This window comes from Xanthomonas sp. WHRI 10207, from assembly GCF_040202975.1.
GTDB lineage: Bacteria > Pseudomonadota > Gammaproteobacteria > Xanthomonadales > Xanthomonadaceae > Xanthomonas.
The window spans coordinates 983,985-1,000,486 of record NZ_JBEGDX010000002.1; the positions used below are offsets into that span (position 1 = coordinate 983,985).

A 16,502-nucleotide genomic window follows, 5' to 3' on the forward strand; every position below is an offset into this window, starting at 1 on the left:
CGATCGCGATCGCGTGGAGACGATGCTGCGTTTCGATCCAACGATGAAACTCGCGCATCACTCCTGCAGCGCTGTCACTGCATTCCTGGCAACAGCTGTAAACAGCCTTTGCGGCAAGCCGCGCGAATTTGTTCCACCGCCACCACAAGCTCCGCGATACGTCGGCACAGAGCGACCCGACACACACAAAAACACAGGCACCCTTGCAGGTGCCTGTGTCACTTCAGCAGGATCGAACGTCGAACCAGCTGACGTCGCCCTCGATCAGAAGTTGTAGTTGAAGGTCAGCATGCCGTTGCGCGATGCGCCCCATGCGCCGTAGCCGCCATTGAATTGCGCGTAATAGCGCTTGTCGAGCAGGTTATCGACGTTGAGCTGCACCGAGAACTGTGGCGACAGACGGTAACGTGCGAATGCGCTGACCAGGGTGTAGGCACTCTGCTGGAACGTGCCGTACACCGGGTCCACGTAGTACGAACGGTTCTGCCAATTGATACCGCCGCCCACGGTCAGGTCGCTCCACGCACCTTGCGGGGTGTAGCTGTTGAATAACTTGATGGTGGTGCGCGGCAGGTGCGTATTGATCGACGTGCCGCTGTCATCGCGGGCGGTGTAGTGCGAGGCACCGAAGGTCGCATTCCAGCCAGTGGCCAGACGGCCGGACAGCTCGAAGTCGAAACCTTCGCTGACCACGCCACTGGCCGCCTCATAAGCAGACTCGCTGCTGCCCGGCACAAAGCCGCCGGTGGCCACGCCCAGGTTGTCCTGCTCGATGCGGAACAGCGCCAGCGAGGCGTTGAGCTGGTCGTCGAACCAGGCGGCTTTGACGCCGGCTTCGTAGCCCTTGCCGCTCAGCGGATCGAGGTAGCCGCCGTTGGCATCGCGCAAGGTCTGCGGGTTGAAGATCTCGGTGTAGCTGACGTAGGTCGACCATACGTCGTTGATGTCGTAGACCAGACCGGCGTACGGGGTGACTTCGGTCTGGCTATCGGAGAACGGCACCAGCCCCTGCGCCGCATCGGCGTTGCCGCCATCGATTTGCCAATCGGTATAGCGCGCGCCCACCAGCAGCGTCAGCGGCTCGGCCAGCGAAAAGCGTGCGGCCACGTAAGCGGCCTTCTGCTTGATGGTGCCTTCGCTTTGCACCGTGCGCGGGCTCCAGTTGGGTTCCGGATACGCGCCGTTCCAGCCGAGGTAGCTGTCCAACGGCGCCGGGAAATCGAAGGTGCCGTTGTTGACGTACTCGCGGCGGTTGTAGCTGGCGCCGGCCACCAGATGATGCTCGCGGCCGAACAACTGGAACGGGCCTTCGGCGTAGACGTCGGCGCCATCGGCCTTGCGCTCGGTCTGGTAGTTGCCCGAATACGGCACCACGCCACCGCCGGTGGCGCGGTCGAAGCCGAAGATCGTATAGAATGGATAGAACAGGTGATTGGACGCTTCGGTCTTCTCGTGGCTCACATTGGCCTTGAGGGTCCAACCGTTGTCGAAGCTCTGTTGCAGGCTGGCGAAGGTACGCTGCAGACGCGTGTCCCAGAACGTCCAGTCGGCGGCGGGATTGAACGAGCGGTCGTAGTTGGTGCGGGTGCCATCGCTGTAGAACAGCGGAAAACCGCCCCAGGTGACGTCGTCGGATTCCTTCTTCTGGTATTCGTAGCCCACGCTCAGCAAGGTGCTGTCGGTGAGGTCGGCATCGATGATCGCCGAGCCGATCTTCTTGCGCAGGTTATAACGATCCATATCGGATTCGCCGTCCTGATACACGCCGACCACGCGTGCGCGCACGGTGCCTTCGGGGCTCAGCGGCACGGTGACATCGGCCACGCTGCGGGTCTTGTTGAAGTCGCCACCGCCTACCGACACGGTGCCGGTGAAGTCGCGGCTCACCGCATGCTTGCGCACCAGATTGATCGACGCCGACGGGTTGCCCGAGCCGGTCAGCAGGCCGGTGGCGCCACGCACCACTTCCACCCGGTCGTACAACGCCACGTCCAACGCCGAATCGCCATAGCTCCAGGCCTGCTCCATGTACGCCGGAATGCCATCGAACTGATAGTTGTCGATGTAGAAACCGCGCGCGTAGAACTCCAGCCGCTCGCTATCGCTCTGGGCCACCGAGATGCCGGAGACGTTGTTGAGCACATCGGTGATGCTCTGCAAGTTCTGGTCGTCCATGCGGTCGCGCGTGATCACGCTGACCGACTGCGGAATCTCGCGCAGCGACAGGTTCATGCGCGTGCCGGCGGTGGTCTTTTCCACCGTATAGCCCTTGACCAGCTCACCCTGCACGTTGAGCCGGTCCAGCGTGGTGACCTCGGCGTCGCCGGCCGGCGTTTCGGCCATGGCCTGACCTGCCGACACTGTGCACAGCGCGGCGAACACTGCATGCGAAAGCGCGCGCGGGCGCGCTCCAATGAGAAGAAGACGCATTACGGTAAGACGGTTCATCACAGCTCCGGCGCAGACAGTCGAGGGCAAGCCGCCACGCGAAGGCGGCGGTATACAGGGGGAGGACGCACCGCGAAATCGCGGCAGTGCAACATTTTAATGGGAATGATTCACATTTTAAATAGGCGACGCCAGGGTCGGCCGGCAGAAAGGCCGGCTCAAGCGAACGCCACAGCAAGGTTTTGCGCCTGCCAGCGGCCTCGACCGGTACACGCTCCTCGGCCAAGCGGACAGCACATCGAGGCGTCGCTCGCATGCAGCACGCACACATCGGCGCACTGCACCGGGTGCATAGCTAGCGCGCGAAAGCGGTGCACTGGTCCGCGACGCATACGGAGCACGATCACAACGGTCTGGTCGGCACGGCCATCACCACCGCTGACACCTGCGCCTGCATCGCCTTGCCATCGCAGACCCCAGCCCCACGCGACTCGCGAACTGATCAGCGTAGTGGCGTGTAGGTACAAGCGAGTACCAGCGATCAACCGATAGATCGCGCACTGCTGCGATCTGCATTGCAGCCGGACTCACGCTACGGTGATACTCGGCTGAGCGCCGCAGGACTGGCTTTACGTAGCGCAAACACGCAGCACCACGAGGGATCGCATGAAGAAGACTTGGAAGAGTGGCGCGCTGTTGCTGCTTTGCACCTCTGCTGTCGTCGACGCACACGCGGAAGAAGTCGCAGTGAGCGCTGCCTGCCAGCAGCCGGGTACCAGCGTTGCGGAATCCGGCCTTGTGCAGATCGGCGGCATCGCGCAATGGGTCACCATCGACGGGCAGGATTGCCGCAACCCGGTCGTGCTGATCGTGCACGGCGGGCCGGGCAATCCCAATACGCCCTTTGCACAGCAGTTGTTCGGCAGCTGGACGCAGCACTTCACCATCGTGCAATGGGATCAGCGCGGTGCAGGCAAAACCTATGCTGCCAGCACGCCGGCCGATGGCGACACGTTGACCGTGCAGCGGCTGACAGACGATGGCGTGGCGATCGCCCGCTATGCCACGCAACGGCTAGGCAAGCGCACCCTGATCCTCATGGGTGGCTCGTGGGGATCGGCGCTGGCGGTCAACATCGCCATGGCGCAACCGGCCCTGTTTCAGGCCTATGTCGGCACCGCGCAACTGGCCAACTACCAGGACGACATGGCGGCGAGTTACGCAAAGACATTGCAGCTGGCGCGCGCGGCCAGCGATACCGAGGCCATCGGCAAGCTGGAAAAGATAGGCCCTCCGCCGTGGACCAACCCACGCAACTTCGGCATCCTGCGGCGTCTGACACGCACCTACGAAGCGCTGCAGACCGAGCCTGCGCCCGCAGGCTGGTTCACCTTCGCGCCGGACTACGACACGCCGGAGTACCGCGCCGCGTACGAGGCAGGAGAGGATTATTCGTTCCTGCAGTTTGTCGGTCTGCACGGCGACGGCATGGGCCCGGGCATCGATCTGCGCACACTGGGCACCCGCTTCGCCATGCCGGTCTATCTGTTGCAGGGCGACCAGGACCTGGTCACGCCAGCAGAGGTCAGCAAAGCCTATTTCGATGCGATTTCTGCCCCGAGCAAATCGTTTTTGCCGCTACCGCGCACCGGGCACGACCCCAACCCGACCATGATGGATGCGCAGTTGAAGGTACTGGAACAGATTCGTGCAGAGACGCTGGCGAAGCACGCGCGCTAGGAGCGGCAGACGCCACTACTGCACAGCCATCCGGCGGCCTGGTGCTGCGTGTGCTGCACTTTTGCATCACCGGCATGCCGCGACTGCTTGCCCCGCGCGCAGACGCGTTCTGCAACGCAGACCGGCCACTTAAGCATTACGCCCTCTCACCATCACGAGGGCCGAGAGCCGCAATTGATTCCGCAGCAATGCGCGCATCCAACGATGACGTCACTGGCAGCCACAACAAAAAACGCCGGCATTGGCCGGCGTTTTTCTTATCCGCAACGCTGCGCGCTTACAGCGCCTTCGCCGCCTGCACGACGTGCTCGGCGGTGATCTTGAAGTACGCGTACAGCTGATCGGCCGGGGCCGAGGCGCCGAAGGTGTCGATACCGACCACATCGCCATCCAGGCCGACGTACTTGCGCCAGAAGCCGGTCACGCCCGCTTCAACCGCCACGCGCTTGCGCACTGCATTGGGCAACACCGATTCGCGATACGCCGCATCCTGGCGATCGAATACATCGGTGGACGGCATCGACACCACGCGTGTCTTCAAACCGGCCGCATCCAGCGTCTTCTTGGCTTCCACCGCCAGGCCCACTTCCGAACCGGTACCGATCAGGATCACGTCCGGCGTGCCGCCTTCGGCATCGGCCAGCACGTAGCCACCGCGTTCGATCAGCTTGATCTGCTCGGCGCTGCGCGGCTGGTGCTGCAGATTCTGGCGGCTGAAGATCAGGCAGCTCGGGCCGTCCTTACGGGTGATTGCGGCCTTCCAGCTCACCGCCGACTCCACCGCATCGCCCGGCCGCCACACGTCGTTGTTGGGGATGTAGCGCAGCGATGCCAGGTGCTCCACTGGCTGATGGGTCGGGCCGTCTTCGCCCAGGCCGATCGAGTCGTGCGTGTACACGTGGATGGCATGCGCCGGATTCAACGCGCTCATACGCACGCCATTACGCGCGTAGTCGCTGAACACCAGGAAGGTGGCGTCGAACGGAATGAAGCCGCCATGCAGCGCCAGACCATTGGCAATGGCGGTCATGCCGAACTCGCGCACGCCGTAATACACGTAGTTGGCATCCGGGTCGTCGGTAGCCACCGACTTGCTGGCCTTCCACAGGGTCAGGTTGGAATGCGCCAGATCGGCCGAGCCGCCGATCAACTCGGGCAGCAACGGCGCAAACGCTTCGATCGCCAGCTGCGAGGCCTTGCGCGAGGCGATGGTCTGGCCGTCTTCCTGCGCCTTGGCGATGTAGGCATCGGCCTGGGCGATGAAGTCGGCCGGCAGCTCGGCGTGCGAGCGACGGGTCAGTTCGGCAGCTTCGGCCGCGTACTGCTTGCCGTACTTGTCGAACAACTGCTCCCACTCGGCCTGACGCAGCGTGCCGGTGCCACCTGCGCGCCAGCCGGCGTAGATTTCTTCGGGAATTTCGAACGGACCATACGGCCATTCCAGCGCCTTGCGGGCACCTTCCAGCTCTTCCTTGCCCAGCGGCGCGCCGTGCGAGGATTCCTTGCCGGCTTTGGTGGGCGCACCGAAGCCGATCTTGGTGCGGCAGCAAATCAGGGTTGGCTTGTCGCTGTTTTCCAGCGCCGCTTCAATCGCCGCCTTGATCTTGTCGGCATCATGCCCGTCCACATCGCGGATCACGTGCCAGCCGTACGCTTCGAAACGTGCCGGTGTGTTGTCGTTGAACCAGCCATCGGTGTTGCCGTCGATGGAGATATGGTTGTTGTCCCAGAACGCGACCAGCTTGCCCAGGCCCCAGGTACCGGCCAGCGAGGCGGCTTCGTGCGAGATGCCTTCCATCAGGCAACCGTCGCCCATGAACACCCAGGTCCGGTGGTCGACGATCTGCAGCTCCGGGCGGTTATAGCGCTGCGCCAGCAACTTCTCGGCCAGCGCAAAGCCCACTGCATTGGCGAACCCCTGCCCCAGCGGACCGGTGGTGGTTTCCACGCCGGGCGTTTCGCTGCGCTCGGGGTGGCCGGCCGTCTTGCTGTGCAACTGGCGGAACTGCTTGAGCTGCTCGATCGGCAGGTCATAGCCGGTCAGGTGCAGCAACGCGTACTGCAGCATCGAGCCGTGGCCGTTGGACAGCACGAAGCGGTCGCGGTTGAACCACTGCGGGTTGTTCGGGTTGTGCCGGAAATAATCGTTCCACAGCACTTCGGCGATATCGGCCATGCCCATGGGCATGCCGGGATGACCAGACTTGGCGGCTTCGACCGCATCTGCGGCGAGAAAACGGATGGCGTTGGCCAGCTGGCGGCGGGTGGGCTGGGTCATGGGCGTCTATGGAAGCGGAGGGGAACACCGCTGGAAGCGGAGACCCCTATTCTCCCACAGAGCGTGTTAGCGGGGCCGGGATTGGGGGTGCGGGAATGGAGAATTGAGAATGGGGAATCGGATGCAGTGTTGCAGCTTGGCGGCTAACGCCCCTCGCACCGCAGCCACCGCTGCGACAGAACCTCACATCACCCGTACCGATCGCACCAGCCCGCTCTTACCCATTCTCGATTCCCGATTCCCTATTCCTCGCCCTTGGCCACCAAGGTCGTCAACGCCAGATCGCCGGTGACATTGAGTGCGGTGCGGCACATGTCCAGGAAATGGTTCACGCCCAGGATCATGCCGATGCCGACCGGGTTGACCCCGACCATGGCGCAGATCAGCGCCACCACCGGCAGCGAGCCCGACGGCACGCCGGCGGTGCCGATCCCGCCCAGGATGCACACCAGCATCACCATGAACTGCTGGCCGATGCTCAGGTCGACATTGAAGAACTGCGCCAGGAAGATCACCGTGACGCCCTCGAACAGCGCGGTGCCGTTCTGGTTTGCGGTGGCGCCGACGGTCAGCACAAAGCGCGACACGCGCGGCGGCAGGCCCATTTCATCGGCCACGCGCAGGGCGGTGGGCAGGGTTGCGTTACTGGAGGCGGTGGAGAACGCCATCATCGTGGCCTCCTGGGTCTGCTTGAAGAAGCCCAGCGGCGAGCGCCCGGCAAACTTCACCGCCAGCCCGTAGCTGACCACCATGTGCAGGCCCAACGCCAACACCACCACGCCCACGTAAGCGCCCAGGCGGATCAGCAGATCGAACCCGAACAGCGCGGCCAGGTTGAACATGAAGCAGGCCACCGCATACGGGGCCAGACGGATCACCAACCCGATCAAGGTCATCGAAATTTCGAAGATGCCTTCGATGCAGCGCTTGAGCGTGGCGACCTTTTCGTCGGCGGTCAGCACCATGCCGACGCCGAACATCACTGCAAAGAACATCAGCGACAGGATCGCGCCATTGCTCGAGGCGGCCGCGACCACGTTGTTGGGCACGATCGACAACAGCATGTCCATGCCCTGCGGCTGGGTGCCGGAGCTGGAGATGATCTCGCGGGTGCGTTCGGCGTTTTCCTGGATCAGCTGATTGGCCAGCTGCGGGTCCACGCCCGCACCGGGCTTGAGCACATTGACCAGCACCAGACCGAGCAGCACCGCGATGCCGGACAGCACGACGGTGTAGCCCAGCGTGCGCCAGCCCACGCGGCCCAGCGCGCGGATGTCGCCCATCTCGGAGATGCCCATCACCAGTGCCGAAAACAACAGCGGCACGATCAGCATGAAGATCAGATTGAGGAAGATCTGCGAGAACGGCGTGGTCACGTACTTGGTCGCCAGCCGCACCCACTCGGCATCGCTGCCGGCCAGATAGTAGACGGCCAGACCCAGCAATAGGCCGACGGCGAACCCAATGCCCATCTTCCAATGCAGGGGCAGGCCCGGGCGGCGTGCGGCTGGGGATGCAGTCATCTGGTGGGCCTTGATCTGGACACAAAGACCGGAGCTTAACAAACGCCATCGAGGCAGCCACGCCGCGCTGCACCTGGCCGAGGGTAGGTGTACCTCTCAAGGGCAGTTGCTGCGAGCGTTGCGACGGCAACACACGCATCGCGCGCAAGGCCTGTCAGGTACGGCCAGTGACCGGCTCGGCTTGAATCAGGAAGCGATTCCCTTACTGCAGCACGCGCTTGTACTGCAGCACGCGCTCGTGGGTTGCTTTGTCGAATGCTCGCACTTGGATGCTCGTGTCGATGCAGGCTGCCATTGCGCTTGGCGCCGGGGCCTGGGACTTTGGGCTTGGCATCAACTCATTTCACTGCGGCTGAGGCCTTGAGCTTTGAGGCCGGATGACTCTTCTAAAGCCAAGCGGTTCGAGGGCGCGGTGCCCTCACCACTTCCGGGACACGCCGTAAATCCGTCCTTGGAGGCTCGGTGGCGGCATCCATGCCGCCACACGGTCCCGCAAGCGGCGAGGACACCGCACCATGACGTTGATCGGTGTTTGCCTGAAAAAGCTGATCGCAGCGCGTGGCACGCTAGTTTGCCGATGCAAGTGGCTGCGTTATCGACTTCAACAAACGTAGGCGCAAAAAGGTAGCGCTAGCGAGCGCCATGGATCGCAGAGCGAACTTACGCATTGCTCGCCCATGCACACCGACCATCGTGACCGGCCCTTGCCCGCTTACCGTCGCGGGACCTTAGGCGGCATGGATGCCGCCAAAGAGCCTAAACGGACGTACTTGCGGCGTGTCCCGCGATGGTGGGTGGGCAAGGGCCCTGCAGCGAAGTGGCCGTTGATCTGCTTGCGTTGGAAGGATGACAAAACGCGCCGTTATCCGAACGCAGGCGTCATGCCTTGCTTGCACCATGCACACCGACACTATTGATTGGTCCTTGCCCGCTCACCGTCGCGGGACCTTACGCGGCATGGATGCCGCGTAAGAGCTTACAAGGACGTACTTGCAGCGTGTCCCGCGATGGTGGGCGGGCAAGGGCCTCGCAGCCAAATCGCAGCCGCAATACCGTGTTTTCGGCAACGCAGCTGATCTCCGGAACTAGAAGCTACGAACACAACCTAGAAAACAATGTTCAGGCGCATGAGTCGACGACGCGCTTAGAACCGAAGTGTCCGAACGAGACCTGAGTTCAGAGCGCCAGCCGCGCCGACTGGCGACTACACACGCGTTGTTAGCTGCTCTGAGAGCCACAGCGATGCACAACTAAGCCGCTGCTTCATGACCTGTCGGCCTGCGCCGATGCCGCGCAGGCGATCAAGTCGCTGGCGGATACAACGGCGCCAGCACCTCAGGTTCTGCCGCGCTCGCGTGCCGCCAGCGCGGTCCCTTCGCAAAGGCCTCGCGCAATGCCGCACGCGCGCCCGCCACATCGCCATCGCCGCCCCAGCGGGCGCGCTGCATGCGTGCCACCGCAGCGCGTTGGGCCGGATCCGCCAGCGCCGCCAGCACGCTGTCGATATCGGCCACGCCAGCCATGCCGCACAGCACGGTGGCCACATCGTCCATGCCACCGCTATCCAGCGCGCGGCGCAACTCGGCCACGCCATGCGTCACGCGCCGGCCAGGCGCAGGCGCAGGCGCATCACTGCCGTTGGCACTGGGAGCACTGTGCAAGCCACCGCGCTTACGCAACAACGCCCACACGAGCGTAATGACCCATAGCAACGCAAAACCCACCGACGCAGCGATCCAGCCCCATGGCCGTTGCGCGGGCGGTGGTGTCTGCAAACTCAGCGTGCCAGCCGTGGGCGCAGGCGCTGCGGCAGTGCTCGACGGGCTTGCGGCGGGTGCAGGCGCAGGCGCCGCGAAAGCGCCACTCCCCGCGGCCACATCCAAGGTCAGATCCGGCACCGAGGCCGTCTTTGCCGCGCCCGCGCCGACGTCCCACCACGCCACCTGCAGACCGGGCACGACCAACGGGCCGGCGCGGTTGGGCACGATCGAATAGCGACGGGTCAGCCGCAGCTGCGGCGAGCCATCCACAAAACGTTCTTCGTATTGCGGCGGCTCGGCGAACACCTGCGCATCGGGCACGCTCGGCGTGGGCAACTCGGGGAACTGTGCCTGGGTGGCGCCACGCGCGCTCGCTTCCACCACGAACTGCGTCGCTTCCCCGGCGGTTGCGCGTTGCGGCGTGGCCGTATAACGCAGCTGCAGGCTACGCAGCGGCAGCCACGGCTGCGGCGCAGTGGCCGGCTGCGCGCGCACCTGCAGCGGAATGCTGGCGCTGCGCGCACTCAGTTCGCCATTGCCACGACCGAAATAATCATCGAAGAAACCGCCCGCCGAGCGGCCATTGAAGCGCGCCGACGGCAACAGCAAGCGGCCGCTGCGCTCGGGCACCAGCAGATAGCGCCGCTCCACCACGTTGTACTGCCGTCCGTTGACCAACTTGACCGAACTGACGTCATCGCCGATGCGTTGCAGCGATGCGCCATCGGGCGCTTCCAGATCGAGCTCGCCGGAGGCCAGCTGATTGGCGAAGTACAACCGCACCACCACGCCCACACTTTGCTGCACGTAGGGCTGCGGGTCGTCCACCTGCGTCTGGACGAAGACCTCTTCATTGCCCTGCGCCTCGCTTGGCCCGCTGGCAGCGGCGCTGCCACCACCACTGCGATTTCCAGTGCTATTGCTTGCCGGATCGTTCGCCGAGGCCACCACCTGCAGTCGCAGCGGCTCGGTGCGTTCGTTGCCGACCCGGATCGCGGGCACGATCAGCTCGCCGCTCTTGCGCGGCGTCAACACCACGCCGAATAACGCGCGCACCGTCACCGACCCATTGGTCACCTGCATCTGCTGATTGGCGCTCTTGGCGCCCAGCGCAAAATCGTTGCGCAACGGCGTGTAATCCGGATCGACGCCGCGCTGGTCGGTTTCGATATTCAACATGACCACGTCGCCCGCATTGGCGCTGTCGCGGTCCAGCCAGGCGCGCGTGACCGCCCCCACCGGTGTGCAGACGAACAACATCATGCTCGCCAGCATGCCGATCGCACCGCGGCGCAAGTGGTGTGTGCCGATCATCGTCCGTCCCGTTGTCTGCGTTCGTATTCCAGCCTGAATTTGGTGCGCAGCAGGCTGCCCGGATCGTCCGGCACCCGCCGTAACCACGCATCCACTGCCTGACGTTGCTCGCGCTGCTCCGCTGTCTCGCTTGCCATCGCGGCCTCCGGCTTGCCCTTCGCATCGGCGCCCTTGTCGCCGGCCTGCGCCATGGCTTGCTGCATCTTGCGACGCTGCGCCTCGTCGGCCTGCTGCTGCGCCTTTGCATCGGCCGATTGCGGTGGCGTGTCCTGCTTGCTTTGCTCGCCCTTGCCGTCCTTGGAGGGTTGCTGCTGCGACTTGCCGTCCTGCGGTGTCTGCGCGTCGGACGGTGGATCCTTGCCGTCCTGCTTGCCTTGCTCACCTGGGGTGTTCTGCCCATCTTTGCCGGCGTTTTTAGCGTTCTGCTGGTCTTGCCCGGACGACTCCTGACCGGGCTTGTTCTTGCCCGACTGGTTCTGATCCTTGGACTGGCCTTTGCCATCCTTGTCGTTCTGCTGCTGGCGCTTGCGCGCTGCATCGACCGCCGCGCGATTGGCGATCGCATCGGCCTGCTTGGGATGTTGCTTGAGCGCACGATCGTAAGCCGCAATCGCCTCGTCGTACTGGCCTTGTCGCGCCAGCGCATTGCCCAGGTTGTACCGGCCCTCGTCGGTCGGCACGCCTTCGAATGCCTTTTGCGCAGCGGCAAAGTCGCCCTTGCGGTACGCCTGCACGCCGGCATCCAGGCGCTGCTGCTGCACCTGATCGGCGCGCTGCCACAAGGTGCCGTCGGCCGCCTGTGCAGGCTGCGCCAGCGGCAACACGCACATCAACGCGACCATTGCCACGACTGCGCGGCGTCGAAACGCCAACAGCGAAAACAGCATCACCGGCAGCACCAGCCAGTAGCCTTCGTCGAGCCAGGTCTTGCCGCCGTTGCCTTCTGAGGTTTCATCGGCCAGCGGCTGTTGCGCGGGATCGAGCACCCCCAGCGCTTGCAGGTCAGCGTCGCCTGGCGCGATGCGCGCGTAGCGCCCGCCGCCCTGCCCGGCCAGGTCGCGCAGGCTTGCCTCGTCCAGTTTTGCCTGCGCGATCTCGCCGCTGCCGGTGCGGTAGGCGGCGCCACGTGGGCTGCCTAGGCCGAGTGCGGAAACATGGAACCCACCTGCGCGCGCGGTGCGTGCGGCGCTTTCCGCCGAGCCGTCGGCACTATCGCTGACCAGCAGGATATCGCCCTGTTTGAAGCCCGCCTGCTGCAACAGCCGGGCGGCCGCATCGATGGCCCTGTCGGCACGTTTGCCGTCCACCGGCATCACCGATGGCGACAGCGCATCCAGAAACAGCGCCACGTTGGCCGCGTCTTCGGTCAATGGCGCAACGGTAAAGCTTTCGCCGGCATAGACCAGCAGCGCCACGTCGCCGCCAGCGCGCTTGCGCAGCAGCGTGGCCAGTTTGGCGCGGGCCTGCAGCAGGCGCGATGGCGGCAGATCGGTCGCATTGCTACTGGACGACAGATCCAGCACCACCACCAACGGCATACTCGATTGAAACACCGGGCGCTCGATCTGCCGCCAGCTCGGCCCGCTCATCGCAACCACCGCAAGCGCATAGGTCAGCGCGGCCAGCACGAAGCCCCACCAGCCCCGCCGGCCACCGGCAACCAACAAGGCCGGCAACAGATGCGCGTCCACGCTGTTGCGCCACACATTGGCGCTGCGTCGACGCAGGTGCCACAGCAGCGCTGCCGGCACGATCAGCAACAGCGCCCACAGCCAATCCGGGCGCAGCAGATACAGTGCGGCCAATCCTTCCGACAGCGCGTTCATCGCCATCTCCGCGGCAGTACGTAAGCAAGCAAGGCAATCAGCATGGCTGCGCCCAACGGCCAGTAATAGCGTTCCACGCGCGGCTGCACGGATGGGCCGACCGCCTTGACCGGCTCCAACCGATCCAGCTCGGCATAGATGCCGGCCAGCTCTTCGGTATCGCGGGCGCGGAAGAAGCGCCCACCGGTCTGCTCGGCAATCTTGCGCAAGCCCGCCTCATCGATATCGTCGTTGCCGCCGGCCGGAATCGGCACACCGAACAACGAATAACCGCCGCTGCCGCCGAAAGCGATGGTGTGCACTCGCACGCCCTCTGCCTTGGCGAGTTCGGCCGCCTTCAACGGATTAAGCACACCGGCGGTATTGACGCCATCGGTGAGCAACACCACCACGCGCTGGCCCTGTTTCTGTTCGCGCAGCCGTTTGACCGACAACGCGATCGCATCGCCAATGGCGGTCTCGCGCCCGGCCAGCCCCACCACGCTGTCGGCCAGCTGGTCGCGTACCGAAGTGAGGTCGGCAGTGAGCGGTGTGAGCGCATAGGCGCGCTGGCCGAAGACCAGCAGGCCGACGCGGTCGCCGTCGCGCCGATCCAGAAAGTCCGACAACACCGCCTTGGCGGCGGTGAGGCGGTCGACCACATTGCCGCCGAGCACCATGTCCGGCTCGCTCATGCTGCCGGACAGATCCACCGCCAGCATCATCTGCCGCGCCTCGCGCGGCGGCTGGATCACTTCACCCAATTGCTGCGGACGCGCCAGCGCGGCGCACAACAGAAACCAGCCCAGCCACGCCAGCCAGCGCGGCATGCGCAAGGCGGGCACGCGCCGTACCTGGGCGACTGCATGCAATTGATCGGCATACTGCACACGTAGCGCGGCCGTGTCGGCACGGCGCTGCGGCCAGAACCACATCAGCAGCGGCAGCGGCATCAACCACCACGCCCATGGCCACGCGCAATGCGCCAACGCGTCCTGCCATTGCGACCACTGCAGCCAGTTCATCGCTGGCCCCGCATCAACCGCAAGAAACGTTGCCGCGCCAACGCCTGCACGGCATCCAGATCGGTTACCGCCGGTGCGCGTTGAAACCCACCTTCGAGCAAGGCCCGCCCTGATCCCTGCGAGAACGCCTGCGTCTTGCTCTTGCGCCCGTCCAGAAACTGCAACCATGCCTCGCCCTGCAAGCGGTCGGCCTGCGTATCCACCGTGCGCGCCGCGCGGCGCAACAGCATCGACAAGGTGGCCAAGCGCTGCGCAGGCGTCGTTGCACGCTGCAGCTCGGCATCAAAGGCAGCCAACCAGCCGCGCTGCTGCCGACGACGACGCCACCACCAGAACCACGCACCAACCAGCATCAGCACGACCACAGCGATCACCAGCCACCACCCCGGCGCCAACGGCCACCACGACGGCGACGGCGGCAGATGGACATCGCGCAGCGGAAGCGATTGCGGTGCCATCGTCATGCGCCCCGCATCAGCGTACTGCCGCTCAACCACGCATCGCTGGCATCGTCGGTAGACAGGCGATGCAAGCGCACGCCACGCGATCGCAGCGTCGTGGCCAGCTGTTCCAGCGGCGCGACGAACTCGGCCTGCCAGCGCGCGCGCGCGGCCTGGCTTCCGAGGTCCACCGCAATGCGCTCGCCTCGCACATCAAAGCTCAGCGCCCGCGCCGGCGGCGACAGTTCCAGGGGATCGACCAGCACGATCACCACCACCTCGTGATGCAATGCCAGGCCAGACCAGCGCGTCGCAGAAATCTTGATGGCACTTCGCGCATCGGCCAGCACCGTCAGGCGCGCACCGGGACGCAGCAGGCGCGCCGCATGGTCCAACGCAACCTCCAGCCCGGCATCGCCAGACGGCGGCTGCGCATACCAGCGCGCCAATGCATCCAGTACCGGCAGCACACCGCGCTGACCCGACCGCGGTGCAATAGGCGCTTCGCTGGCGGTACCGCGCAACGCGGCAATCCGGTCGCCCTGCCGCTGCGCCAGCCATGCTGCCACCGCGCCAGCGCGCGCCGCCTGCACCGACTTGTAGCGCACCCGCGTCCCGAAAAAGAGCGCAGGCGAGGTATCGGCAACGATCAGACTCAAGCGTTCGCGCTCGGCCTGAAACAATTTGGTATGCGCACGCCCGGTCCGTGCGGTGACGCGCCAATCGATATGCCGCGCATCGTCGCCGGCGACATATTCGCGCGACTCGGCGTACTCCATGCCACGCCCGCGGGTGGCGGCCGGCACTGGCCCCACCAACCCATGTCGGCCACGCCCCGGCTGCCCGCGATGCAACGCAGTGCCGCGCAATGCAATCAACTCGGCAAGGCTCGGGCGCAGGCCATCGCCGGCAACGGACGAGGCAGGATTGGCGGGGGAGGAAGACGGCATCGAAGACATCGGAGTCGGGCGAGAGGGCAGCATCCCTCGGCAACCCGCTGCCCGATCAGGGCAGCGGAATCTTGTCCAGCAACGCAGCGACCAGGCGTTCGCCATCCCAGCCTTCCGCGGTGGCCTCGTAACTGGGCAACACGCGGTGGCGCAGCACGTCCGGCGCAATGGCGCGAATGTCGTCCGGGGTCACGTAGTCGCGCCCGGCCAGCCACGCACGCGCACGCGCACAGCGCTCCAGCGCAATCGAACCACGCGGGCTCGCGCCCCAGGCAATTCGCCGCGCCAATGCAGGGTCGTAACGTTGCGGATCACGCGAGGCCAGCACGATCTCGATCAGATAGCGCTCGAGCTGTGGCGCCAGATGCACATCCAGCACCACACGTCGTGCGGCGAAGACGTCTTCCAGCGGAATCTTGTCCGGCACGGTCTCGTGCTTTTCCAGCGTGTCGCGCGCCGCTTCGCGTGCCAGACGCAGAATTTCCGCCTCCGCATCGGCCTGCGGATAACCGATGCGCACATGCATCAGGAACCGATCCAGTTGCGCCTCGGGCAGCGGGAACGTGCCTTCCTGCTCGATCGGGTTCTGTGTCGCCATCACCAGGAACAGCTGCGGCAGCGCATAGGTATGACGACCGACAGTGACCTGTCGCTCCCCCATCGCTTCCAGCAACGCAGACTGCACTTTGGCGGGCGCGCGATTTATCTCGTCGGCCAGCAGGATGGGATGGAAGATCGGCCCTGGCATGAACTCGAAACGGCTGTCCTGCGGACGCCAGATCTCGGTACCTGTCAGATCGGAGGGCAACAGGTCCGGGGTGAACTGCACCCGCGCGAAGTCGGCTTCCAGTCGCGAGGCCAGCGCACGGATCGCGGTGGTTTTGGCCAACCCTGGCGCGCCCTCGACCAGCAAATGGCCATCGGCCAGCAAGGCGATCAGCAGCCGCTCGACCAGCGCAGACTGACCGACGATGCGCTGCGCCAATGACTCGCGCAGAGAAGTGAATTGACGATGCAGCCGGTCCTCGGCGGGCGCGGCAGCGGCTTCGGGGGGCAATAGCGGCGGTGCGTTCATAGGACCAGTGTGACCGATTCGAACGCGATTGGTTCACTTGCCGATGGCGAGAGGTTCAGTGAGTGACGAACCTTTGCCCTGTGTCACGAAGACCGAAGCTTTCAGAACGCTGCACTAGTCTCTGCACTAGCCTCTGCATAAGTTCTGCCAACTCTTCGAGGACCAATGACCTATGAGCACAAGACAACTCACTCGCAATACGGA

The 16,502-nt window shown here is 64.8% G+C and carries 10 protein-coding genes; 1 reads left to right on the forward strand and 9 read right to left on the reverse strand.

Features of this window, described 5'->3' with window-relative positions; translation table 11 throughout:
* Positions 1-264: 264 nt before the first annotated feature.
* A complete protein-coding gene (gene fhuE / locus ABQU90_RS09815) occupies positions 265-2,448 on the reverse strand; it encodes a ferric-rhodotorulic acid/ferric-coprogen receptor FhuE (RefSeq protein ID WP_323522259.1) in 2,184 nt (727 codons plus the stop codon).
* A gap of 738 nt (positions 2,449-3,186) precedes the next feature.
* Here fhuE and ABQU90_RS09820 point away from each other — a divergent pair.
* Positions 3,187-4,128 carry an alpha/beta fold hydrolase gene (locus ABQU90_RS09820; protein WP_407078778.1) on the forward strand — a complete coding sequence of 314 codons (942 nt, stop codon included), beginning with the start codon at positions 3,187-3,189 and terminating at the stop codon, positions 4,126-4,128.
* A 277-nt stretch (positions 4,129-4,405) separates the two neighbouring features.
* Here the strand turns inward: ABQU90_RS09820 and tkt are convergent, their stop codons facing one another.
* The 8 genes from tkt to ABQU90_RS09860 all read right to left on the reverse strand — a co-directional run bounded on the left by tkt (position 4,406) and on the right by ABQU90_RS09860 (position 16,298).
* Positions 4,406-6,406, reverse strand: coding sequence for a transketolase (gene tkt, locus ABQU90_RS09825; protein WP_055848685.1), 2,001 nt, complete (start codon positions 6,404-6,406; stop codon positions 4,406-4,408).
* 242 nt (positions 6,407-6,648) lie between these two features.
* Positions 6,649-7,929, reverse strand: a complete 1,281-nt coding sequence (locus tag ABQU90_RS09830; RefSeq protein WP_323522257.1) for a dicarboxylate/amino acid:cation symporter — start codon at positions 7,927-7,929, stop codon at positions 6,649-6,651.
* 1,301 nt (positions 7,930-9,230) lie between these two features.
* A complete protein-coding gene (locus ABQU90_RS09835; protein ID WP_323522256.1) occupies positions 9,231-11,003 on the reverse strand; it encodes a BatD family protein in 1,773 nt (590 codons plus the stop codon).
* The gene (locus ABQU90_RS09840; protein ID WP_323522255.1) at positions 11,000-12,829 is read right to left on the reverse strand and encodes a vWA domain-containing protein; all 1,830 of its coding nucleotides are present in this window, start codon (positions 12,827-12,829) and stop codon (positions 11,000-11,002) included. The genes ABQU90_RS09835 and ABQU90_RS09840 overlap by 4 nt, the downstream gene beginning before the upstream one ends.
* Positions 12,826-13,833, reverse strand: coding sequence for a vWA domain-containing protein (locus tag ABQU90_RS09845; protein WP_323522254.1), 1,008 nt, complete (start codon positions 13,831-13,833; stop codon positions 12,826-12,828). Before ABQU90_RS09845 ends, ABQU90_RS09840 begins: the two co-directional genes overlap by 4 nt.
* Positions 13,830-14,291 carry a DUF4381 domain-containing protein gene (locus ABQU90_RS09850; RefSeq protein ID WP_323522391.1) on the reverse strand — a complete coding sequence of 154 codons (462 nt, stop codon included), beginning with the start codon at positions 14,289-14,291 and terminating at the stop codon, positions 13,830-13,832. Before ABQU90_RS09850 ends, ABQU90_RS09845 begins: the two co-directional genes overlap by 4 nt.
* Positions 14,292-14,293: 2 nt before the next feature.
* Entirely contained in the window at positions 14,294-15,256 is a 963-nt protein-coding gene (locus ABQU90_RS09855; protein WP_323522253.1) for a DUF58 domain-containing protein, read from the reverse strand.
* Positions 15,257-15,278: 22 nt separating this feature from the next.
* Entirely contained in the window at positions 15,279-16,298 is a 1,020-nt protein-coding gene (locus ABQU90_RS09860; protein ID WP_055848668.1) for an AAA family ATPase, read from the reverse strand.
* Positions 16,299-16,502 lie beyond the last annotated feature (204 nt).